19 protein-coding genes and 1 pseudogene are annotated in these 23276 nt (G+C 63.2%); 6 read left to right on the top strand and 14 right to left on the bottom strand.

The annotated features are described in order from the left end of the window. Positions 1-7 precede the first annotated feature (7 nt). The 4 genes from J2X15_RS07165 (at position 8) to J2X15_RS07150 (ending at position 3563) form a co-directional block, all read left to right on the top strand. The gene (locus tag J2X15_RS07165) at positions 8-619 is read left to right on the top strand and encodes a hypothetical protein (protein ID WP_310340843.1); all 612 of its coding nucleotides are present in this window, start codon (positions 8-10) and stop codon (positions 617-619) included. Positions 620-951: 332 nt separating this feature from the next. Then, positions 952-1410: a hypothetical protein gene (locus tag J2X15_RS07160; protein ID WP_310340842.1), complete on the top strand. Its 459-nt coding sequence runs from the start codon at positions 952-954 to the stop codon at positions 1408-1410. A gap of 25 nt (positions 1411-1435) precedes the next feature. After that, positions 1436-3031, top strand: coding sequence for a DUF4435 domain-containing protein (locus J2X15_RS07155; protein ID WP_310340841.1), 1596 nt, complete (start codon positions 1436-1438; stop codon positions 3029-3031). A gap of 85 nt (positions 3032-3116) precedes the next feature. Beyond that, positions 3117-3563, top strand: coding sequence for a hypothetical protein (locus tag J2X15_RS07150; protein ID WP_310340839.1), 447 nt, complete (start codon positions 3117-3119; stop codon positions 3561-3563). 57 nt (positions 3564-3620) lie between these two features. Here J2X15_RS07150 and J2X15_RS07145 read toward each other — a convergent pair whose 3' ends face one another. From J2X15_RS07145 to J2X15_RS07095, 11 genes and pseudogenes are all read right to left on the bottom strand, one after another. Continuing rightward, the gene (locus tag J2X15_RS07145; protein ID WP_310340838.1) at positions 3621-4400 is read right to left on the bottom strand and encodes a type III pantothenate kinase; all 780 of its coding nucleotides are present in this window, start codon (positions 4398-4400) and stop codon (positions 3621-3623) included. A gap of 45 nt (positions 4401-4445) precedes the next feature. Continuing rightward, a complete protein-coding gene (locus J2X15_RS07140; protein ID WP_310341238.1) occupies positions 4446-4883 on the bottom strand; it encodes a rhodanese-like domain-containing protein in 438 nt (145 codons plus the stop codon). A 174-nt stretch (positions 4884-5057) separates the two neighbouring features. Next, positions 5058-5558, bottom strand: a pseudogene (locus J2X15_RS07135) (MBL fold metallo-hydrolase); the annotation flags it as partial. A gap of 99 nt (positions 5559-5657) precedes the next feature. Then, the gene (locus J2X15_RS07130; RefSeq protein ID WP_310340836.1) at positions 5658-5852 is read right to left on the bottom strand and encodes an Lcl C-terminal domain-containing protein; all 195 of its coding nucleotides are present in this window, start codon (positions 5850-5852) and stop codon (positions 5658-5660) included. Beyond that, positions 5818-6159, bottom strand: coding sequence for a hypothetical protein (locus J2X15_RS07125; RefSeq protein WP_310340833.1), 342 nt, complete (start codon positions 6157-6159; stop codon positions 5818-5820). The genes J2X15_RS07130 and J2X15_RS07125 overlap by 35 nt, the downstream gene beginning before the upstream one ends. A gap of 135 nt (positions 6160-6294) precedes the next feature. After that, positions 6295-7461, bottom strand: a complete 1167-nt coding sequence (locus tag J2X15_RS07120) for a Gfo/Idh/MocA family protein (RefSeq protein ID WP_310340831.1) — start codon at positions 7459-7461, stop codon at positions 6295-6297. Beyond that, positions 7458-8471 (bottom strand): sugar phosphate isomerase/epimerase family protein, encoded by a 1014-nt coding sequence (locus J2X15_RS07115; RefSeq protein WP_310340829.1) that lies wholly within the window; start codon positions 8469-8471, stop codon positions 7458-7460. The genes J2X15_RS07120 and J2X15_RS07115 overlap by 4 nt, the downstream gene beginning before the upstream one ends. Before the next feature lie 126 nt (positions 8472-8597). After that, positions 8598-9560, bottom strand: coding sequence for a substrate-binding domain-containing protein (locus J2X15_RS07110; RefSeq protein ID WP_310340826.1), 963 nt, complete (start codon positions 9558-9560; stop codon positions 8598-8600). Positions 9561-9636: 76 nt separating this feature from the next. Further along, on the bottom strand, positions 9637-10638 hold the full coding sequence (locus tag J2X15_RS07105) for an ABC transporter permease (protein WP_310340823.1): 1002 nt from the start codon (positions 10636-10638) through the stop codon (positions 9637-9639). Beyond that, a complete protein-coding gene (locus J2X15_RS07100) occupies positions 10619-12115 on the bottom strand; it encodes a sugar ABC transporter ATP-binding protein (protein WP_310340820.1) in 1497 nt (498 codons plus the stop codon). The genes J2X15_RS07105 and J2X15_RS07100 overlap by 20 nt, the downstream gene beginning before the upstream one ends. Further along, positions 12112-13314, bottom strand: a complete 1203-nt coding sequence (locus J2X15_RS07095) for an ROK family protein (protein ID WP_310340818.1) — start codon at positions 13312-13314, stop codon at positions 12112-12114. Before J2X15_RS07095 ends, J2X15_RS07100 begins: the two co-directional genes overlap by 4 nt. Positions 13315-13554: 240 nt before the next feature. Between J2X15_RS07095 and icmF the strand changes: the two genes are divergently transcribed. Next, positions 13555-16848 (top strand): fused isobutyryl-CoA mutase/GTPase IcmF, encoded by a 3294-nt coding sequence (icmF, locus tag J2X15_RS07090; RefSeq protein ID WP_310340815.1) that lies wholly within the window; start codon positions 13555-13557, stop codon positions 16846-16848. Between the two features lie 19 nt (positions 16849-16867). Here icmF and J2X15_RS07085 read toward each other — a convergent pair whose 3' ends face one another. Continuing rightward, a complete protein-coding gene (locus J2X15_RS07085) occupies positions 16868-17749 on the bottom strand; it encodes an arginase family protein (protein ID WP_310340813.1) in 882 nt (293 codons plus the stop codon). 140 nt (positions 17750-17889) lie between these two features. Here J2X15_RS07085 and J2X15_RS07080 point away from each other — a divergent pair, with 140 nt between their 5' ends. Then, a complete protein-coding gene (locus J2X15_RS07080; RefSeq protein ID WP_310340810.1) occupies positions 17890-21033 on the top strand; it encodes an EAL domain-containing protein in 3144 nt (1047 codons plus the stop codon). A gap of 21 nt (positions 21034-21054) precedes the next feature. Here J2X15_RS07080 and J2X15_RS07075 read toward each other — a convergent pair whose 3' ends face one another. Together J2X15_RS07075 and J2X15_RS07070 are read right to left on the bottom strand one after the other, a co-directional pair. Continuing rightward, complete coding sequence (locus J2X15_RS07075; RefSeq protein ID WP_310340807.1) at positions 21055-22251, bottom strand: glycerophosphodiester phosphodiesterase; 1197 nt, start codon at positions 22249-22251, stop codon at positions 21055-21057. 159 nt (positions 22252-22410) lie between these two features. After that, complete coding sequence (locus J2X15_RS07070; protein ID WP_310340804.1) at positions 22411-23274, bottom strand: alpha/beta hydrolase; 864 nt, start codon at positions 23272-23274, stop codon at positions 22411-22413. Positions 23275-23276 lie beyond the last annotated feature (2 nt).

The following is a 23276-nucleotide window of genomic DNA, read 5'->3' as shown; positions in this document are numbered from 1 at the left end:
GGTCAGTATGACCAATTGGAGTGAACTCAGTCCCCGCGAGCATCCGCCTGGCCTGCCCCGTGCGACCCAACGACAGTTGCAACCGGGCGTGACCCGCTACACCTTTGTCCACGACGATCTGGAGATTGACGATCCCTCGCTGGACATCAGCGGTCGGCACTTTGTGTCACCGCGCGAGTACGGCTTCAGCATCCGCGGCTTTCAGGGCGGCAAGACCGCATGGGCGCGGGACTTTGCCAACGGCACCATGCTGGTGGTCAATGCAGATGGCCAGTCCCATGTGCTGTCGCCGCGCGGCCCCTCAAGGGTGTTGTTTGTGGCCCGTGATGGCACTTTGCTGCAAGACAGCGGCTCGGCATCGCTGGCGCCGCAGCGCGCCCCCGATCTAGCGACCGTCCGTTTAACGCTGGTCGCTACCGTGGATCTGCAAGGTGAGTCGCCCGAGGCGGCGCGTGCCTTGTTGATGCGCATGGTGGACCGTGCCGTGTTGGCGGGCGCTTCGCCTGGCGAGCCCGATGTGCGGGTGGTAGAGCATGCGTTCGAAGGCAGCGCGGTCCTGTCAGCCGACAGTGGCCCCAGCTCCACCCATACCGATTTTTCCCAGCTGCTGGATCTCTGAGTTCAACGAACGCTTGTGACTGCGTCGAGACGTTCTATATGAAAAATCGGCCCCTGGCCCTTATTCATCAAGCGCCAACAGCTATTGAATTTGTAGCGCAAGACCTCCCGCAGTTGATCCAGCAACCGGAGCGGTTGGGGAATATGGGAGGCGGGTTTTATGAGCGACACCACCGCTGTGTTTTATGCAGTTTTCGGCCTTCAGATCAAGGCTACAAGAGGCGTTGTGGTGTCTGTGGTCTGCATGGAGATACCCCCTTGCCCAGTTTGTTTCGTCGTCTAGCATTGGGAATGCCAAGATAGGCTATCGGCTATATCACGTTAAAAGTCGCCATGAAGATCGCGCACACACTACTTGCGATGCCGCTGATGGGCGCATGCGCAGTTGCAATTCTTTTGTGGGAGTCATTGCCCTTCGAGGTACCTATTGGCTTAGCTTTGGCCGCAGTTCTTCATTTGGGGCCCTTTGGCTTTGCGTTTCACATGACTATGCAGGGTGCACAGCATGGGCGTTTGGTACGCTTAATGGTAGGGGTGTGTTTCGCTGTATTGCTGGGCTACTTGCCCTTGACGCTTTTGATCAACCGAGTGGATGGTGAAGGGCTGCAGTATTTGCTTGCACTCTATCCTGTGTATTCGTGGTCAGTAGTAGCGATCATGACACTGATAGGCATTGGTGCAGAGGCCATCGTTAATCGTATGTCTCGTTCAACTTCTAGCATTTCGCTCAACACGGACACGCAGGATCAGAATGCCGCATCGCGGCAATTCCCGCGTTCCGGGCAGCTTTGACGTTGGGCCTTTCAGGGGGGAGTAAATGACATTCTCAATTGAACTTCCCAATCGAACCGGAGTTGGTGATCCAGAGAAAATCGACTCTTCGGGTCACGTTGTTCTGATCGGAGCGAATGGCGCCGGTAAAACTCGTCTAGGTATCTGGATAGAGGAACGTCATCAAAACAAATACACCGTTCACAGAATGAGTGCTCAGAAGGCACTTACCATTCCTGAGTTCGCACAACTCAAGAACCTAGAGCAGGCCGAAAAGGATTTGATCTTTGGTCGTTCAGATCAGCACGCCACCGTCGGCAGAAAAATCCATGATCGATGGGGCGGAACGCCTGCCACATTTCTCCTTAGCGACTACGACAAATTGTTGTCACTGCTGTTTGCCAAGTCGTCGGAGCGAGATCGAAAGCACACTGAAAATACTAGGCAATCACAAAGTTACATCCTGGTCGCCGACGCACCAATCGATACCATTGTCAAGATATGGGGGGACATCATGCCCCATCGGGAAATTAAGTTCTTTGACGGAAAGGTTCTCGTCAAGAAAACCGACGAGCCCGAATATCACGGCAAGGAAATGAGTGATGGCGAGCGGGTCGCTCTGTATCTAATAGGCCAATGCCTATGCGCACCAGACAACTCCATAGTTATTGTGGATGAACCCGAGATTCACCTTCACAAGTCTCTGGTGGACAAGCTTTGGAATAAAGTCGAAGAGCTTTCCCAAACGAAGACGATTGTTTACATCACACACGACCTAGACTTCGCCGCATCGCGGACTGATGCAAACAAGATTTGGATCAAGAGTTACAACGGCAACAACGTTTGGACTTGGGACGAAGTTCCGGACGAAGAGACTCTGCCTGAGAACATGATTCTTGAAGTCATTGGCAGCAGGAAAAAGATCCTGTTTTGCGAGGGTGACGCAGGAAGCCTTGATGTAACGATCTATCAGATCGCCTATCCAAACTATCACGTCATACCTAGAGGAGGCTGCGACAAAGTCATTGAATCCACGAAGGCTCTACGAAATAACGTTGCGCTTCACCACTTGGATGCGGTCGGGATCATCGATAGCGACTATAGGGAATCAGAGGAAGTTGCGGCCCTATTGGCTCATGGAATCAAAACCATTGCTGTCGCGGAAATCGAGAACATATTTTGCGTTGAGTCGGCTGTAAGGGTTGTCGCGGAACACCTTACGCAAGACCCCAATCAAGTCGTTGAGAAGGTCACGCAATACATACTCTCCGCGTTAATAAGTGAACTTGAACTGCAAATATCGTCGATGGCTGAAAGGCGCATTCAATATTTACTTGGCGCATTCTCAAAGTCATCCAATGACAAGCAAGGATTAACAGGCGGACTCGGAGTAACTCTGGGCAGGATTGACGTCGATGTGATCTATGGCGAATGCAAAAGTGAATTCGACGCAGCAATTGCTTCCAACAACCTAGATGAGCTCCTCCGCGTATATAACAGGAAGAGCCTCCCGGCACGGATTTCAGGAATACTTGGATTGGCGAATGGTGAGTACAAGAAGCTTTTGGTGAGGCTTATGAAAGGTCCAAAGCGGCAGGCAGTCACTACTGCCTTACAGACATATCTACCAACACTGCCGTGAATCCCAAACGCCCAACCCGGCAGTCCACACGGGCGCTGCGCGATAAAGCCGCGCAGCGCCGGTTAGCTCAACGTTAGAGAATCACATGGCCGCGAACGAACTCACAGCTCATCTGCAGAGTCTTAGTGACTCAGAGTTGCTACTGCGTGCATCGGGGGGCGGACTTACGGAAAGCGTGCAACGCCTCGCCGAACAAGAGCTGGCCTCTCGGGGTATTGCCCTCCCAGATCGACCTGAAGAAAGGGAACAGGTTGAGCGAGAGTACGAGGGCGATATGACCATCGTTGCCAAGTACCTCACACCTACCGAAGCTCACATGCTTTGCTCGTGCCTCAACGCGGCTGGCATTCCCGCTGATGCCGGTGACACCAATACAGTTCAAGCTTACTCACTACTTTCTATAGCGGTCGGTGGTGCTCGGGTTCGAGTACCCAGTGCCTACGAGACCGAGGCACTTGAGATCATCGCGGCTTATAACCGGGGCGACTTCGCTCTTGATGAAAGCTTTGACCCCGACGCGGATGCACTCTAGCCCCTTAGTCGAGCCAACCGCCTGCAGCAAGCTGTAGTCGGCGGCTCACCTTGAACGCTAGGCCTGCCCCGCAGGCAGGTAGCGCCCTTGGGCCATCTGCAGCAGGCCGTCAAAAATCAGGTTGTCCACCAGCTCGAACGGCCGTGTCATGCTGGGCGCCATCTTCCAGCCCGCACCGCCGGTCATCACGCACTTGGGCTCTGCGCCGCAGTGGGCGCTCACATGCTGCACCATGCGCTCCACCGCGCCAGCAATGGCGTAAGTGCCGCCGCTGGTCAGCGCATCGCTGGTGTTGGTGGGGAACTCTCGCACCTCGCCCGTGGGTACGTGCAGGCCGGCGGTGCCGGATTCGAGCGCACGCAGCATGATGCCGTGGCCCGGCAAGATCAGCCCGCCGAGGAACTTGCCCTCAGCGTCAATCGCTTCCACCGTCACTGCGGTGCCCACCATCACCACCACCATGGGGCGCGGGGCGCCCTGCGCCAGCATGCGGTGGTAGGCGCCAATCATGGCCACCCAGCGGTCAGCACCCAGGCGGGTGGGGTGGTCGTAGCCGTTGCGCAGGCCAGCCTCATCCTCGCTGGACACCACCCACTGTGGCACGACATCCCAAGCGTCCATCTGCTCCTGCACACGGCGTTTGACAGCGTCGCCCGCCACCACGCAGCCCAGTACATGGCGGGGTGGGCGCAGGCCGCGCCAGGCGCCATCGCCCAGCTTGTCAATGTTCTCCAAAAACTCGGCGCCCTGGGCCAACAGGGCCGCGCCGGGCTGCGGGCTGGCGTACTGGGCCCACTTGAGGCGGGTGTTGCCGATATCCAGCGCAAGAAATGTCATGGCGTTGTTCTAGTGAAGATGTCTCTGGACGGTATTGTGCGGGCTTTAGCCCTGTCGCCAGGGCAGGCCGCGCAATCGCCAGCCTCCGCGGTGGCCACGCTGGGCGTTGGCATCGGGGTCGCCCTCAAAACCTTCGAGGATGTTGTAGGCCTCCAGGCCCAGCTCGGTGGCGCGTTTGGCCGCCGCAACCGAGCGCACGCCGCTGCGACACAGCAGCACCACTTTCTTTCCGGCAGGCACTGCGGCCTTCAGATCAGCGTCAAACTGCGGATTCATCGCCATGCCGGGCCACTGCTTCCAGGCCAGCGCCACGGCGCCGGGCACAAAGCCCACCCACTCGCGCTCGGCATCGGTGCGCACATCCACCAGCACGGCCTCGCCAGCCTGCCACCAGGCAAAGGCCAGCTCGGCACTCACATCGCCCGCGTACCCTGCTGCGGCCTGGGCTGCGGTGGCACCTGCACTGCCCGCGTCATGGTGCACGCCCGAACTCAAGTTGGCGGGTACGGCCTCGTCAATGCGGCGTGGGCGCGGCAGGTTCAGGCCGTCCATGGTGGCCACGAACTCGGCCAGCGTTTTGCCGGCCACGCGGGCGTTGCTGGTTTTCTCGGTGCCTATGGTGGTGCGGGTGCGGCCCTGGTAGTCGTGTGCGGGCCAGACCGTGGTGGCATCGGGCAGGGCAAACAGCACCTGTGTGAGGCTGCGGTACAGGTCTTCGGCGCTGCCGGACTGGAAATCGGTGCGGCCGCAACCGCCAATCAGCAGCGTGTCGCCGGTGAACACATGGTCGCGCCAGGTGAAGCTCATGCTGCCGCTGGTGTGGCCCGGTGTGTGCAGCGCACGGATAGATTCGGCGCCAAAGGCCAGTGTGTCGCCATGGGCCAGCTGCACGGCCGCGGTGCCAATGCCGCAGCCAGCCGGTGCCGCGGTCTTGGCGCCGGTGTGCTCGGCCAGCAGCGCGGCGCTGGTGATGTGGTCGGCGTGGGCATGGGTCTCGACGGCCCATTGCAGCTTGAGGCCGTACTGGCGCAGTGTGGCCAGGTCACGCTCCAGCTGCTCGTCCACCGGATCCACGATCAGCGCCTCGCGGCTGGCCTCGTCAAACAGGATGTAGGTGTAGGTGCTGGACGCCGGGTCGAAGAGCTGGATGGGTTGCATGGCGGGTCAGGTCGGTGGACAGGTCGGGAAGGTGCTACCTGTTTCGCGCCACTGTACTGGATTTGGCCCCAACCGGCCCCGGGCTATGCACCCATGGGTTTATGGGTCGTTTCGCACCAAGCGGATCGCGTAGTTGGCAGAGGTCGCGTCGCCAAATGCATCACCGGCAAAGTACACGTACCACACGTAGTAGTCGCGGTGCGGGTAGGCCGAGGCGGTCCAGTACCCCGTCGGCGCGGTGTTGGGGAACTGCTCCAGATCAATCGTGGCGCCGCCCTTGTTGATGCTGGTCAAGGGTTTGAGTTCGGTAGCCGTGGGCAGGCCCGAGGGCATTGGCGGTAAAACTCACATGGCGCAGGTGTTTGGCGCCAGGGGCCCCTGCTGTCGCTTCGTTGGTCTTGGCCTCCCACCACAGGCCGCTGACGTTGTCCCGCAGGCAATCCCACTGCGTGCCTTCGGCCTCGGTCCCCGCACTGCGCCACACGGCGTCCTGGCGCGTGAGGACCGCGCCGCTGTGGCCTATGCGTGTGAAGTCAAACCCCGCCAGGCCCTTTTGAGCGCGATGGCCGCCGTTGGGCTGGTCACGGGCGCGTGGCTCCACAGCTTGCTGATACGGGCGGCAGAGATTCCGCTCGTCGATGACAGCAGGCCGGCCGCATAGGCTAGGCCAAGGCCAACCACCAGGGCCAGTGCAAGGCCCCAACGCTTGGGGTTTGAGGTTTTCATACTGAGCGCCTTACAAGTTCGTCCACTTGGCCGTGCTGCGCGACGACTCCAGCACCTTCTCGATGAAGTGCACACCGCGCGCGCCGTCTTCCACATCCGGGTAATCGGCTGCGAGCGGATCCGCCGCCACACCCTGCAGGCGCGCGCGGATGTCCGCAGCCACACCGAGGTAGACGTTGGCAAAAGCCTCGATAAAGCCTTCGGGATGGCCCGAGGGCAGGCGCGAGGCGCGCTGGGCGGATTCGCACAGCCCGACGGAGGCCCGCGTGAGTGTGCGTGGTGCGCCGTTCACTGGCATGTGCAGCAGCTGGTTGGGGTTCTCCTGGCACCAGAGCAGGCTGCCGGTGGTGCCGCTGATGCGCAGGCGCAGGTCGTTCTCGCTGCCGGTGCAAATTTGCGAGGCAATCAGCACACCCCGTGCGCCGCCGGAGAGGCGCAGCAGCATGTTGCCGTCGTCGTCCAGCGTGCGGCCCGCGCCCATGGCGCTGAGGTCGGCGCAGAGGGATTCAATTTCCAGCCCGGTCACGGTGCTCAGCAGGTTCTCGGCGTGCGAGCCAATGTCGCCGATGGCGCCCGCGGCACCGCTCAGCGCCGGGTCCACGCGCCAGGCGGCCTGCTTGCTGCCGCTGTCTTCTACCGCGGTGGCCAGCCAGCCCTGGTGGTACTCCACCACCACCTTGCGCACCGTGCCGACGGCGCCGCTCTGCACCATGTGGCGCATCTGGCGCACCAGCGGGTAGCCGGTGTAGTTGTAGGTCACGCCAAACACCGTGCCCTGCTTCTTCACAGCGGCCACCAGGTCGCGCGCCTGCGCGCCGGTGTGCACCAGAGGCTTGTCGCAGACCACGTGAAAACCCGCCTCCACAAAGGCCTGGGCCACGGGGTAATGCAGGTGGTTGGGCGTGACGATGGAAACGAAATCGATGCGGTCTTCGGGGGCGCGGCGCAGCTCGTCGGCCAGCAGCTCCTGCCAGCTGCCGTGGTTGCGGTCATCGTCCAGAAACAGGTCGCGGCCCGAGGCGCGTGCCTTCTCCGGGCTGCTGGAGAGGGCGCCGGCCACCAGTTCGATCTGGCCATCCAGCGCGGCGGCCTTGCGGTGCACGGCGCCGATGAAGGCGTCGCGGCCACCGCCCACCATGGCGTAGCGCAGGCGGCGTGGAGTGTGGGGTGGGGTCATGGGGCTTGTTGGTCCTTGGCAAACACGGCGTCAAACGCACCGGCGGCCGGTTTGAAATCCAGGCGCTTGCAGAAGGCCGCGCTCTCGGTGGCGCCATGCTCGCGGTCCATGCGGCTGTCTTCCCACTCCACGCTCAGCGGGCCGGCGTAGCCCACGTCGTTGAGGGCAACGATGATGGATTCGAAATCGATCATGCCGCGGCCCACGCTGCGGAAGTCCCAGGTGCGGCGTGCATCGCCAAAGCTGGTGTGGCCGCCGAAGGTGCCCACGGTGCCGTCGCCCTTGCCCCACCAGGCGTCTTTCATGTGCGCATTGAAGATGCGCGGACCAAACGTGCGGATGAAGCGGATGTAGTCCACCCCCTGGTAGGCCAGGTGGCTGGGGTCGAAGTTGAAGCCGAAGCGGCGGTGCTGGTTCACCGCGGCCAGCGCGCGTTCGCTGGTGGCAATGTCAAACGCGATTTCGGTGGGATGCACCTCCAGTGCAAAGTTCACGTCCACCGACTCGAACACATCGAGGATGGGCGTGAAGCGCGCGCCGAAATCGGCAAAGCCCTGGTCCCAGTAGGCCTGGGTGGTGGGCGGGAAGGCGTAGATGGAATGCCAGATGGACGAGCCGGTGAAGCCGGTCACGGTCTTCACGCCAAACTTCTTGGCCGCGCGCGCCGTGTCCTGCAGCTCGGCGGCCGCCCGGCGACGCACGCCTTCGGGATCGCCATCGCCCCACACATGGGCGGGCAGGATGGACTGGTGGCGCTCGTCAATGCGGTCACAAACCGCCTGGCCCACCAGGTGGTTGCCAATGGCCAGACACTGCAGGCCATGGCGCGCCAGCAGCTCGCGCTTGTCTTGCACGTAAGTGGAGGAGGCCAGGGCCTCCTGCACATTGAAATGGTCGCCCCAGCAGGCGAGCTCCAGGCCGTCGTAGCCCATGCGCTGGGCCAGCGGAGCCAGTTCGGCCAGGGGCAGGTCGGCCCATTGGCCGGTGAACAAGGTGACAGGTCTTGCCATGGAGATGCTCCAGAAGGAGGGAAAAAGGGAGAGAGGGCCTGCGGCCGACCGCTATGCTTTTAATAGCTGCTTGCGCAATGTTAGCGAGGGCTACAGGCCTTTTTCTTCAATAAAACGCCGAAATGCTTAGAACGGAGAGTCAGGGAAGTAGAAGTTCTTGGCGGTGTCTTTGGTGATCAGCACCGACGGAATGATGGTGGTCGCAGGCAGCTTGGCACCCTTCAGGCGGGCCTCTGCGGTCATCTTCACGGCGTCGTAGATGAACTTGGGCGAGTAGGACACGTTGGCCTGGATGCGGGCATCGCTGCCGTCCATCAGGGTCTTGATCGAACCCTTGGCGCCGGCGCCGCCGAACACCAGCTTGATGTCGGTGCGCTTGGCTTGGTCGATGGCCTTGAGCACGCCCACCGACATGTCGTCGTCAGCCGCCCACACCGCGTCGATGTGCGGGAAGCGTGTCAGGTAATCCTGCATGACCTTGAACGCATCGTCGCGGTTCCAGTTGCCGTACTTGGCGTCCAGCACCTTGATGCCGGGGAAGGCCTTCAGGCCGCCGTTGAAGGCGTCGTTGCGTTCGTTGTCCACGTTGGAGGCAATGCCGCGCAGCACCACCACGTTGCCTTTGCCGCCCAGTGCCTTGCCGATGTAGGCAGCCGGCACTTCACCAAACGTGGTGTTGTTGGGGGCCACGTAGGCATCTTGTGCGCTGGTGTCGGTCAGGCCGCGGTCCACCACGGTCACGTACACGCCCTTGCCCTTGAGCTGGGCCACGGGTTTGGTCAAAGCGGCAGATTCAAAAGGCAACACCACTAGGGCGTTGATCTTGTTCACGGTCAGCAAATCTTGCAGCTGGTTGGCCTGTTCGGGCGAGCCGCTGGCCGTCTTCACAATCACTTCCAGGCCAGGGTTGGCTTTCTCGAGTTCGGCTTTGGCCTGGTTGGCCCAGAACACCACGCCTGCCATGAAGCTGTGCGTGGCGGCCGGGATGGACACGCCCAGCACGACCTTGTCGGCCGCGAAGCTGGCGTTGCTGCCCAGCGCGGCCAGGGCCACGGCGGTCAGTGCGAGTCTGCGTGTAATTTTTTTCATTTCAGTTGTCTCCTAAGGTGCAGGTTAAAAAACAGCGGTTGCTGTGGTTGGGGAAAATTTTTGAGAGCGTGGGGGCTCATCTCTTTGTTCGCTGCATGAAAGCGACCGCGATGATCACGATGCCTTGCACCGCGGCGTTCAGGTAGACGCTGATGATGCTGGTGAGATTCAAGAGGTTGCTGATGACGGAGAGCAGAACGGCCCCCACGACCGTGCCGGTGATGGTGCCCGCACCACCCTTGAGCGCAGTGCCGCCCACGATGACAGCGGCAATGGCCTCCAGCTCCCACAGCAGGCCCGTGGTGGGCGAGGCCGAGCCCAGGCGCGGCACATAGAGCAGCGTGGCAATGCCCACGCACACACCCAGCAGCACATAAGTCAGCACCTTCACGCGGTCCACATCCACGGCGGCGTAGCGCGCCACCTGTTCGTTGGAACCTATGGCCTGCACATAGCGGCCAAATGTGGTGCGGTTGAGGATCACGCTGCCCAACAGCGCCACCGCCAGAAACACCCACACGGGAATGGGAATGCCCGCCAGGCTGCCGTAGTACACCGGGCTGTAGATGTCGGTCAGGTCGTTGTCCAGCGTGATGGCGCCGCCGTTGGAGAAGTAGGTAAGGTAGGCGCGGAAGATGCCCAGCGTGCCCAGCGTCACGATGAAGGGCTCGATGCGCCCCTTGGTAATCAGCAGGCCGTGCGCCAGGCCAAATGCCGCACCCAGCACCAGGGCCAGGGCCATGCCCAGCACCACCGTGCCCACAGGCGAACCCAGCTTGGGCCCGAGGTAATTCATTGCCAGGATCACACTGCCCGCAATCAGCGCGGCCATGGAGCCCACTGACAGGTCAATGCCGCCGGACACGATGACAAAGCACATGCCCACGGCAATGATGCCGATAAAGGCCGTGCGGGTCAGCACATTCGTGATGTTGTCCAGCGTGGCGAAATTGCTGTTGAGCAGGGTGCCCAGCACGCACAGCAGCACCAGGCCAATGACCGGGCCCATGCCCTGCAGTTTGGCAAGCCACTGGCCGGCTTGCGCCGCGGTGGTGGTTTTAGTGGGTTCCTGTGGCATGGGCGATGAGCTCCTCTTCGGTGAGTTGTTGGGATTCCAGAACCGTTTGCAGCCGGCCCGCACGCATCACCGCCACGCGGTGGCACAGGCCAATGAGCTCCATGAGTTCGCTGGAAATAATGACGACGGCCAGGCCCTGGCTGGCCAGTTTCTGGATGAGTAAATAGATGTCGCGTTTGGCGCCCACGTCCACGCCGCGCGTGGGTTCGTCCAGCACCACGACCTTGGGGCCGGGGTGCAGCACCTTGGCCAGCGCCACCTTCTGCTGGTTGCCGCCCGACAGGCTGGAGGCCTTGATGTGCAGGCTGCCGGTGCGAATGCCAAATTCGTCCACCGCACCGGCCAGCGCCTGGTGCTCCAGCGCGGGCTGCAGCAACGGTGTGGCGTAGCGCTCCAGCGCCATCAGGGTCAGGTTCTCGCGCAGGCCAAAGTTCACGTGCAGGCCCTTGCCCTTGCGGTCTTCGCTCAGGTACGTCAGGCCCAGGCGCACGGCGTCGCGCGGGCTGCGGATGGTCTGCAGGCGGCCTTGCAGCTCCACCGTGCCTGCAGTGCAGGCGCGCAGGCCCATGATGCCTTCAAACAGTTCGGTGCGGCCCGCGCCCACCAGGCCCGCAAAGCCCAGAATCTCGCCGGGGCGCACTTCAAAGCTCACGTCGTGTGCCCAGCCGGGCACCGACATGCCCTGCACGCGCAATGCGGGTGTGGTGGTGGCGGGCGGCGTGGCTTTGGGCGGGTATAGATCCGCCAGTTCGCGGCCCACCATGAGGTTGGCCATTTGCTGGCGCGAGAGGCTGGCCGTGGGTTGCTGGGCCACACAGCGGCCGTCGCGCATCACCACCACCTGGTCGGTCATGCGCTCCACCTCGTCCAGCTTGTGCGAGATGTAGACCAAGGTCACGCCCTCGCTTTTGAGCTGGCGCATCAGGCCAAACAGGCGTTCGGTTTCGGTCGGCGTGAGGGTGGCGGTGGGCTCGTCCATGATCAGCAGGCGCGCCTTGCGCAACAGCGCGCGGGCAATCTCCACGAGCTGCTTCTCCGCCACGATCAGGTCTTTCACCCGCGTGTTCACATCGGCAGTGAGTCCTACCTGGGCAATGGCCGCCTGCGCCTCCGTGCGCATGGTCTCCTCGTCCAGCAGCAGGCCACCCCAACCGCGTTTTTTCTCGTGGCCCAGGAACAGGTTTTGCGCAATGGTCAGGTCTTCGGCCAGGCTGAATTCCTGGTGGATCAGCACAATGCCCTGGGCTTCAGCGTCGCGGGAGCTGGCGAAGGTATGTGGCGTGCCATTGATCAGCAGGCTGCCGCCCGTGGCGGCCTCGAACCCGGCCAGGATCTTCATCAGCGTGGACTTGCCCGCGCCGTTCTCGCCCAAGAGGCCCAGCACCTGGCCCGTGGGCAGGGTGAAGTCCACCCCATGCAGCACCTGCACCGGGCCAAAGGACTTGGTGGTGCCGCGGAATTCGATCTGCAAACTCATGCGCTGGCCTTTCGGTGTTTCAAGGTTTCTTGCATGGCCAGCACGCCGGCACCCACCACACCGGCGCGTTCGGCCAAGGGCGTGTACTGGATCTCCAGGTGCCGTGTGGACAGGGCCAGCGAGCGCTGGTACACGCTTTGCCGCACCGAGGCCAGCAGCTGCGGCCCCGTGCGCGTGAGTCCGCCGCCTATGAACACATGGGAGGGGTTGAAGAAGTTCACCACCGAGGCCAGCATCTGCCCGATGCGGTTGCCCGATTCCTGGATGATGCGGTTGGCCGCGGCATCGCCATTGCGGCTGGCCTGGCCCACGAGTTCCGGCGTGATCACGCCGTTGGCTTCCAGCGAGGCCGCCAACAAGGGGCTCTCACCCGAGGTAGCAGCCTCTGTGGCCGAGCGCACGATGGCCGGGGCCGCGGCCATCACCTCCACACAGCCCAGCTTGCCGCAGTGGCAGCGCGGGCCGTCCACATCCACACAGATGTGGCCCACGTCACCGGCCGAGCCGTTGGCGCCGCGGTAGACCTCGCCATGGCAGACGATGCCGCAGCCAATGCCGGTGCCCACCTTGATGACCAGGAAGTTTTGCAGCCCGCCCTGCAGGCGCCACAGCTCGCCGAGCGCCATCAGGTTCACGTCGTTGTCCACAAACACCGGGGCGCTGTACTCCTCGCGCAGGTAGTCGCGGATGGAGAAGCTGTCCCATTCGGGCATCAGCGGCGGGTTTACCAACTGGGCGCTTTCAAAGTCCACCGGGCCGGGCACGCCCATGCCAATGGCGATGACCTGTTTGGCGGTCATACCGCACTGGGCCAGCAACTGGCGCATCAGCACGCGCAGGCGCGCCAGCACCACGCCGGGGCCGGTGCGCACATCGGTGGTTTCGGTGTGGCGGGCCAGCACGGTCAGGTCCGGGCGCAGCACGGCCACGTCCAGGCTGGTGGCGCCCAGGTCCACACCCACCAGCACACCCAGGTCGGCGCTGAGCTTGATGGTTTCGGGCCGGCGCCCGCCCGTGGAGCCGCGCAGGCCGCTCTCTTCCAGCAGGCCCACGTCCAGCAGGCCGGCTATCAGGTTGTTGGTCTTGCTCTTGGAAAACTCCAAGCGGTCGGACAGGGCGAAGCGCGAACTGCCCTCGGACCAAAAAATGGCCTGCAGCAATGCGGTCTCGTCCAAAGACAAATCGTCCCAGGGTGCCAAAGTCTGTCTCCTGTATTTTTTCGTTCCACCCATCGTCTGGCTCGGGGTGGTGGCGAATCGTAGGGGGGGTGCTTCAGCCAGACAAGATCGAACTTAGACCAAATTCAGGCCGAAGTCACGCGCATTCGGACCGGGTAAATGCGTAAGCCTGGGTTGGGGGAAGTGGTTTACAGTTGACGTTTACGTAAACGTCAATTCGCCACCTTTTGCCGTTTTTCTGCCCTTTTTTGCGAGCGCCCCATGACCGATCTGTCCGCTGACTTCAAGGCCCTGGCCAACTACCGCCCCACGCACAAGGTGCGCTTTGTCACCGCGGCCAGCCTGTTTGACGGGCACGACGCGGCCATCAACATCATGCGGCGCATCCTGCAGGGCATGGGTGCTGAAGTCATCCACCTGGGCCACAACCGCAGCGTGGACGAGGTGGTCACCGCTGCGCTGCAAGAAGACGTGCAAGGCATTGCCATCAGCTCCTACCAGGGCGGCCACGTGGAGTACTTCAAGTACATGGTGGACTTGCTTAAAAGCCGTGGCGGTGCGCATATCCAGGTGTTTGGCGGTGGCGGTGGCGTGATCGTGCCGGCCGAAATCCGCGAGCTGCATGCCTATGGCGTGGCCCGCATCTACAGCCCCGAAGACGGCCAGCGCATGGGCCTGGCCGGCATGATTGGCGAGATGGTGATGCGTTGTGACAAGGACATCACGGGCTTAGCCCCCACCGATCTCTCCGCCATCCAGGGCCATACCGAGGCTAGCTGGCGTGCACTGTCCCAGTTGCTCACCGCCATTGAAGCTTCCAAGGTTCATGAGGCCCTGGCCCGCGAGGTACGTGCGCAGGCAGCTACCAAAAAGATAGCAGTTGTGGGTATCACCGGCACCGGCGGCGCTGGCAAGTCCAGCCTGACCGACGAGCTGATCCGCCGCCTGCGGCTGGACCAAAACGACAGTTTGCGCGTGGCGGTGATTTCCATCGACCCCAGCCGTCGCAAGAGCGGTGGCGCGTTGCTGGGCGACCGCATTCGCATGAATGCCATCAGCCCCTGGCAGCAAGGCAATCGCGTATTCATGCGTTCGCTTGCCACGCGCGACTTTGGCTCCGAAATCAGCGCGGCCCTGCCCGATGTGATTGCTGCCTGCAAGGTGGCGGGGTTCGATCTGGTGGTGGTGGAGACCTCAGGCATTGGCCAGGGCGATGCGGCCATCGCGCCGCTGGTGGATGTGCCGGTCTACGTGATGACACCGGAGTTCGGCGCGGCCAGCCAGCTCGAAAAAATCGACATGTTGGACTTTGCCGAGTTTGTGGCCATCAACAAGTTTGACCGCAAGGGTGCCAGCGATGCGCAGCGCGATGTGTCCAAGCAAGTGCAGCGCAACAAGGAAGCCTGGACCACGCCCGCTGACCAGATGCCCGTGTTCGGCACCATGGCCGCGCGCTTCAACGACGATGGTGTCACTGCGCTCTACCAAGCGCTGCTGCCGCGCCTGCAGGCCTTGGGTGTGCCGCTGAAAGACGGCATCCTGCCCAAAGTAGCGGTGCGCTACAGCAGCAACCAGACGCCGGTGGTGCCCGCGGCGCGCACGCGCTACCTGGCTGAGATCAGCGACACGGTGCGGGGCTACAAAAAGCGCGCACGGGCGCAGGCTACGCTGGCACGCGAAATCCAGCAGCTGCAGGCGGCTGCCGTCATGCTCAAGGTGGACAAGCCCGACCGTGCGCCCGCCGCCGAGGCGGCGCTGGACCTGGCCGGCCAGCGCAAGGCGCGCCAGGACCGCGATGCGCGGCAACTGCTGCAGCAGTGGCCCGAGATGCAAAAGGCCTACGCGGGCGACGAGTACGTGGTGAAGATCCGCGACAAGGAAATCCGCACCGCGCTCACCACCAAGAGCCTGAGTGGCACCACCATCCGCAAGGTGGCGCTGCCGCAGTACGAGGACCATGGCGAAATTTTGAAGTGGCTGATGCTGGACAACGTGCCTGGCAGCTACCCCTACACGGCCGGCACCTTTGCCTTCAAGCGCGAGGGCGAAGACCCCACCCGCATGTTCGCGGGCGAAGGCGATGCCTTTCGCACCAACACGCGCTTCAAGCTGCTCTCCAGCGGCATGGCGGCCAAGCGGCTGAGCACCGCCTTTGATTCGGTCACGCTCTACGGCAACGACCCCGACCCGCGGCCCGACATCTACGGCAAGGTGGGCAACAGCGGGGTGAGCATCGCCACGCTGGACGACATGAAGGTGCTGTATGGCGGCTTCGATCTGTGCAGCCCGTCCACCAGCGTGTCCATGACCATCAACGGGCCGGCGCCCTCCATCCTGGCCATGTTCATGAACACGGCCATCGACCAGAACATCGAGAAGTTCCAGGCCGACAACGGCCGCGAGCCCACCGACACCGAGGTCGCAAAAATCCGCGAGTGGGTTCTGGCCAATGTGCGCGGCACCGTGCAAGCCGACATCCTGAAAGAAGACCAGGGCCAGAACACCTGCATCTTCAGCACCGAGTTTTCACTGAAGGTGATGGGCGACATTGCCGAGTACTTCGTGCACCATGACGTGCGCAACTTCTACAGCGTGAGCATCAGCGGCTACCACATCGCCGAAGCCGGCGCCAACCCCATCAGCCAGCTCGCGTTCACGCTGTCCAACGGTTTCACCTTTGTGGAGGCCTACCTGGCCCGCGGCATGCACATTGACGACTTTGCGCCCAACCTGAGCTTCTTCTTCAGCAACGGCATGGACCCCGAGTACACCGTGATGGGCCGCGTGGCGCGCCGCATCTGGGCGGTGGCGATGAAAGAAAAGTACGGCGCCAACGAGCGCAGCCAGAAGCTGAAATACCACATCCAAACCAGCGGCCGCAGCCTGCACGCGCAAGAGATCCAGTTCAACGACATCCGCACCACGCTGCAAGCCCTGATTGCGATTTACGACAACTGCAACAGCCTGCACACCAATGCGTTCGACGAGGCCATCACCACGCCCACCGAAGACAGCGTGCGTCGCGCCATGGCCATCCAGCTCATCATCAACCGCGAATGGGGCCTGGCCAAGAACGAGAACCCAAGCCAGGGCGCCTTCATCATCGAAGAGCTGACCGAGCTGGTGGAAGAGGCCGTGCTCAAGGAGTTTGAAAGCATTGCCGAGCGCGGCGGTGTGCTGGGCGCCATGGAAACCGGCTACCAGCGCGGCAAGATCCAGGACGAGAGCATGCACTACGAGATGCTCAAGCACACGGGCGAGCTGCCCATCATCGGCGTCAACACCTTCCGCAACCCGCATGGTGACCAGGTGATGGAGAAGCTGGAGCTGGCACGCAGCACGGACGAGGAAAAACAAAACCAGCTCAAACGCCTGGCCGACTTCCACATCCGCCATGCCGATACGGCGCCCGCCATGCTCAAGCAACTGCAGCAAGCTGTCATCGACAACCAGAACGTCTTCAATGTGCTGATGGACGCCGTGCGCGTCTGCTCGCTGGGCCAGATCACCAACGCGCTGTTCGAGGTGGGTGGGCAGTACCGACGCAATATGTAAGGGCGCCAGGCCCCTGCCGTTACACGCCGGGGCAGATTTTTGAGAGCAGTGGGAGCAGCGCGTCAATGAGGGCGTCGGGCGAAGCCTCGGTGTTCGCCTCTGGCCAGCGGCTCTGAAACTCCGCGATCTCCAGACCCACGACCGCATTCTTTGCCAGCGCGGTCATCGCTTCACCCAGGTCGGCCAGCGTCAACCCACCGGGTACCAGGTATTCGGTGGGCACGGTGCCCGGCTCCAACACGTCGCAGTCCAGATGGATGTACACGGGTCGTTGCCCAATGGCGGTCGCCAGTCGCTGCGCCAGGTCTTTGCCCGGTGGCACCAGCCGCAAGGTGCCACTGTCGATCAGGGCTTGTTCCGCGGGGTCGATGTCCCGCGCACCCACTAAAACGACTTGGGCCAGTCGCAGATCGCCGGACAAGCCGGTGTCCCACAGCCCGGCCGCGCCGGTCAGCACCAGGCCACCCAGGTAGCCCGACGCGGAGTTGGCCGGCAGGTTGCTGTCCGCATGGGCATCGAACCAGACGATGGCGGCATCGGGGTGGTGGCGTGCCACCATGGGCAAGGTGGCAATGGCCGCGGCGCAGCGGCCCAGCGTGGTGATGGGAACCTGGCCACGCTGCAAGGTGCGCTCCATCGCGCGCGCGAGTTCTTCCAGTTCCTGGCGGGCGGCGTTCAGTTCTACATCCCACGGGGCGGCCAGGGGTGTGCGGGGCGTACCCACCACCTGGGGGCTCAGGCCAAGCCGCTGGGCCAACGCCTGGCCCATGCGCTGCGCCCCCGCCATGCCCAAGGGGTTGCGGTCGGCCACGCGCCCCTGGAACACGGTGAGCTGGGCCGGTTTCGCCGGGTGGGGCTGTGTGTCGTCCTGGGTTGGGGGCGTGCCGATGTGCTGTGTCATTGCCGGGATTATCCGAGGCAGAGGTTTTGAAGCCCCACAGGCGACGGACTTGCGCCAAGTTGGTGCGCTTATTGCTAGCCCTGGGTTGAGCCCTGAAACCCCGCAACGGCGCGGGGCTGCGTGGCTACGGGACGCGCACCATGTTGTCAAAAATTCCGTTGTGGCTGGGTCGTTTGAGCGTGGGGCGCAAGCTCACCCTCATCTACCTGCTGGACCTGACCGCAGTGATTTATGTCTCGGGCATCCTGATCCACGAGAAGTACCTGGCCATCGACTTTGCGCGCAAGGAAATTGTGGGTGCCAGCTATACCGAGGTGGTGCGCCGCAACCTGATGGGGGTGTTCATCGTGCCGGCGCCTCCCCAGGCCCTGCAAGATTTTGAATCCATCCGCGCGCTGCACGACGCCGAGCTGAACACCGCCGAGCCTTCGCAGCGCCTGCAAGCCCTGCTCGCTGGCAACACCAGCACGCGCGAGAAAACCCAGCTGCTGGCCCAGGGCCGCGACCTGCTCACCATTGTGGGCAACCAGTCCAACCTGATTCTGGACCCGGACCTGGACAGCTATTACGTCATGTCGCTCACCGTGCTGCGCTTTCCCGAGCTGCTGCAGGTTCTGTTTGACACGCGCGATTTCATGCGCAACTGGGGCCAGAACCAGCGCGGCGCCAATCCCACGGCGCAGCTGCTGACCCTGGTGGGCCGCTTGGATGCGGTGCTGCAGGGTATGGAGTCGGACTACGCGCAGGCTTGGCTGGCGGGCTCGCCCCAGCTGAAAGGCGCGCTACTGGAAACCCGGCAAAGCCTGCTGCAGGCCGGACGGGCCTTTGCCGTCACGGTGCAGGCCACGGCACAAGAAAAGCCCACGGCGGCCCAGGTGGCCGAGCTGGACCAGGCCTACCAGCAGGCGCTGTCGGCCCTGAACGATGCTTGGCGCGTGGGCGTGGAGCAGCTGCAGGTGCTGCTGGATGCGCGCGTGGACGGGCTGTTTCACCGCATGTGGCTGCACCTGGGCACCGCCTTCTTGCTGCTGGGCTGCATCTTGAGCCTGGTGTACTTGGTGGCCAGCCAGATTGCGCGTCCGCTGCAGGCACTGGCCGGCGTGGCCGACAAGGTGCGGCGCACGGCCGACTACACCCACCGGGCCCAGTGGCACAGCCGCGACGAGATTGGCCAGCTGTTCACCGCCTTCAACGGCATGCTGGCCCGGCTGGACCGCGATCGCCTGGCCCAGCAGGAACTGGCGGCCAGCGCTCGCGCGGCCGAAGCGCAGCTGGAGCTGGTGGAGGCTTTCCCGATGCCCATGGTGGTGACTTCGGTGCCCGATCACGAGGTGCTGCACGCCAATGCACCGGCCCAGCCCTGGCTGGGCAGTAGCGGTGTGGACCCCTGGCGCACGGGGCTGGATGCGGCGGTGCGTGGCCGTTTCTTTCAGCGCCTGGCCGACTTTGGTGTGGTCGACGAATTCGAGGTGCGCTGGCTGGGCGGCACCACGCCATCGTGGGCCGTGCTGTCCGCGCGGCGGCTCAAGTTCCAGGGGCGTGATGCCATCCTCACCGCGTTTGCGCCTATCAACAAGCTCAAGGTGATGGAGCAGCGGCTGGAGTTGTGGGCCAAGGTGTTTGAGGCGTCCAGCGAGAGCATCATCATCATGGACGAGTCGCGCAAGATCATCAGCGTGAACCGGGCCTTTTGCCGCAGCACAGCGTTCGACTTCTACGAGGTGATCGGCCACGACCTCTCGCTGGTGATGGACAGCCCCCAGGACATGCTGTGGTCCGACCTGGAAGACAAGGACGCCTGGCAGGGCGAGGTGCACATCCGCAAGCAGTCGGGCGACACCTACCCGGCGTGGCTCATGGTGTCGGCCGTGCACAAGAACGCCACCAGCGGCGAGGTGGTGAACTACATCGGCATCTCCATCGACATCACCGACCGCAAGGCCAAGGAGGAGCGCATTCGCTTCCTGGCCCAGCACGATGTGCTGACCGAACTGCCCAACCGCTCGCTGTGCCAGCAGCGCCTGGGCGAGGCGCTGGCCCAGGCGCGGGTGACGGGTGAGCAGGTGGCCGTGCTGTTCATCGACCTGGACCGCTTCAAGCTCATCAACGACACGCTGGGCCACCACATTGGCGATGGCCTGCTGCGCACCGTGGCGCGGCGTTTGATGAACGCGGTGCGTGCCGATGACACCGTGAGCCGCCTGGGCGGCGATGAGTTTGTGGTGATCTTGCGCCACGTGGTGAGCCGCGAGGAACTGACTGCCATGGTGAACCAGCGGTTGATTCCTGCCATTCGCCAGAGCGCGCTGGTGGACGGCAATGAGCTGACCGTGTCCTGCAGCGTAGGCGTGGCGCTGTACCCGGGCGATGCGACCGACCAGGACGAACTGATGCGCCGTGCCGATGCGGCCATGTACGAGGCCAAGTCTGCCGGGCGCGACACCGCACGCTTCTTCTCGCCCGAGACCGACCAGCGCGTGCTGGCCCGCCAGACCATGGAAGGCCAGCTGCGCCAGGCGCTGGCGAATGACGAGTTCAGCCTGCACTTTCAACCGCGGCTGAACGCGCGCACCCGCCGTGTGCAGGGCGCGGAGGCCTTGCTGCGTTGGAACAACCCCATGCTGGGCCAGGTGGCGCCCGGGCACTTCATCCACCTAGCCGAAGAGACCGGGCTCATCAAGCCGATTGGCCTGTGGGTGCTGCGCGAGGCCTGCGCCCAGTGGATGGCGCTGGAGGCGCAGGGTGTGTGCAAGGGGCTGGAATTGTCGGTCAACCTTTCGGTGGCGCAGCTGTCGGACCCAGAACTCGTGGGGCAGCTGGAATCGGTGCTGCGTGCCAGCGGCATACCACCGCACCAGCTGGAGCTGGAGCTAACCGAGTCGCAGTTGATGGACAACCCTGGCGCCGCGCAGGCCCAGGTATCGGCGCTCAAAGCCTTGGGCGTGCAAATCGCCATTGATGACTTTGGCACGGGGTATTCGAGCCTGGCCTACCTCAAGCGCTTTGAGATCGACAAGCTCAAGGTGGACCAGTCGTTTGTGCAGAGCATGCTGGACGACAGCGCCGATGCAGCCATCGTGCATGCGGTCATTGCGCTGGGCCACACCCTGGGCCTGAAGGTGGTGGCCGAAGGCGTGGAGAACCTACCCACAGCCCAGACACTGACCGCGCTGGGCTGCGACGAGCTGCAGGGCTACTGCTTCAGCCGGCCGCAGCCGATCGAGGAGTTTGTCGCCTGGCTGCAAGGCCAGGACGACCCACCCAACCGCCGGCGCGGTCGTTAGGGCTGCTAAGCCCGCGCGGGCTTATTGGGCCAGCGCCTTGCGCGCAGCCAGGGCCGTGTCGGTGAAGTCGGTGAACACGCCGTCCACACCGGTTTTGTAGAACGCGGTGTATTCGGCAGCCGGGTTCTTCTGGTAGTCGGCCGCCAGGCGGCGCGACTCGTTGCGGAAGGTGAAGGGGTGGACAAACAGCCCGGCCTTGTGCGCATCGGCCACCAGGCGGGTGGCTGGCTGGCTGGTGGCGTCGGCGTCGTTGACCTTGCCATCGCCGTTCACGTCCACGGGCTTACCGTCGGCGCCGATGGTGCCCTTGGTGCTGATGATGTAGCGCTTCCACGGGCCAATGCCGTCGGCATAGGTCTTGATCTCGGCCAGGCCTTCAGGTGTCACCATCACATCAAAGTTGCGCTTGTCACCCATGATGGTCCAGTCGTAGGGGCGGTCGCTGGGCACGGCAAAGGTGATCTGGCCGGTGCGCAGGTCCACACCGTCACCGTCAATCAGCTGCACCAGCTTGGTCTGCAGGCCCTTGCTCTTCATGTACTTCAGGCTGCTGGGCTCAAACGACTGCACAAAGATGGGTGCGCTCTTGCTGTTCCAGCCGGCCTTGGTGATCAGCGCGATGAGCTGGTCTTCCATGGGCAGGCCCAGGGCGGCAAAGTAGCTGGGGTTTTTGGTTTCGGGGTAGATGGCGATAGTGCGACCGGTCTTGGCGGACTGGGCCTTGGCCAGGTCGATCACCTCTTGCAGCGTGGGCACCTTGAACTGGCCGTTGAACTGCTGGGGGCGCTCCACGTCGGTGGAGATGGCGCCCAGGGTCTTGATCTCGGCCAGCGTGAAGTCGTCGCTGAACCAGCCGGTTTGCGTTTCGCCATCCACCTGGATGGTCTTCTTGCGCGATGCAAATTCGGGGTGCTTGGCCACATCGGTGCTGATGGCCAGGTTGGGGTCGTGGCGGGTGATCAGTTGGCGGTCTTTGGTCACCACAATGTCCATCTCGATCACGTCGGCACCCAGCTCAATGGCGCGGGTGTAGGCCTCCAGCGTTTCTTCGGGCAAGTAGCCGGACGCACCACGGTGCGCAATCACCAAGGGCAGCTGGCCATCCAGCGTGGGCAGACCACTGCGTTGGCCGGGCACGGTGCCACAGGCGGACAGACCCAGGGCCAAGAGCAGCGCTGCGCTGGCGGCGGGGTGAAGGCGAAACGGGATCGAAGGCATGCACTACTCCTAGGTAAAGAAGCGGCCGATGCTAGCCATCGATTGTGAAAGTTTTGTGTCAATCCCTTGACCAATTTCCACGACGCATTATTTGAAGTGCTCCTGTTTCAGGAGCTGCTTGCGCATATTCCACGGGGCTTCCGCCCTATTTTGTATGTATCAGGCCTGTAGGTGTTGGTGCAGCCATTGCGCCATGGGGCTGTCGCTGCGCTCCAGCTCATGCACGATGGTGAAGTGGTCGGCACCCGGCACGGCGCGCAGCTCTGTCGGGTTGCCCAACGCTTGCGCGGCCGCGTGGTACAGCGCGGACTGGCGTGCAAATTCGCTGCTCTCGGCCCCGCCCCAGGTTACCCAGGTGGGCGTGGGGCAGGTGCGCACATTCGCGGCGGGGGAGTAGTGGCGCACCGTGTGCTCGTCCAGCTGGATCATGGGCTGCAGGTAGCTGTAGCGCAGCGGTTGCAGGTCGTGCAGGCCGCTGATCAGCACCGCCGCCTTGAGCGGGTCGCGCGGCAGGCCGTAGTCGGTGTCCCACGCGGTTTCCAGGCACATGGCGCTCAGGTGGCCGCCGGCCGAGTGGCCGCCCACGGCCACGCGCGCGGGGTCGCCGCCGTACTGGGCGATGTTGCGCAGCGTCCAGGCCACGGCCGCGCGGCACTGGCGGGTGATCTCGGCAATGGTGACAACGGGGCACAGCGCGTAGTTCACCACTACGGTGGTGATGCCCAGCGGCTGCAGGCCCAGCGCCACACCGCTGAAATCTTTGGATGACATGGCGCGCCAGTAGCCACCGTGGATGAAGACGAACACGGGCGCGTTGGGGGTGTCGGCCGGAAAGATGTCCAGCGTCTCGTGCACCGTGGGGCCAAAGGGGATGTCCAGGTGGTTCTTCAGCGTGGCACGCGCCTTGGTGGCCTGCGCCACGAAGTGTTTGCCCGGTGCGGAGGCGTCGGCCAGCGCGATGGAGGGGTTGTACTGCGCGTCGATTTGCGCCTGGGTGTCAAAGTCGCGGTAGAGCTTGGGCATGG

It is taken from the genome of Rhodoferax saidenbachensis, assembly GCF_031457975.1.
Classification (GTDB): Bacteria; Pseudomonadota; Gammaproteobacteria; order Burkholderiales; family Burkholderiaceae_C; genus Allorhodoferax; species Allorhodoferax saidenbachensis_A.
Note: the sequence above shows the minus strand (reverse complement) of the source record. Positions and strands in the feature narration are given on the sequence as shown.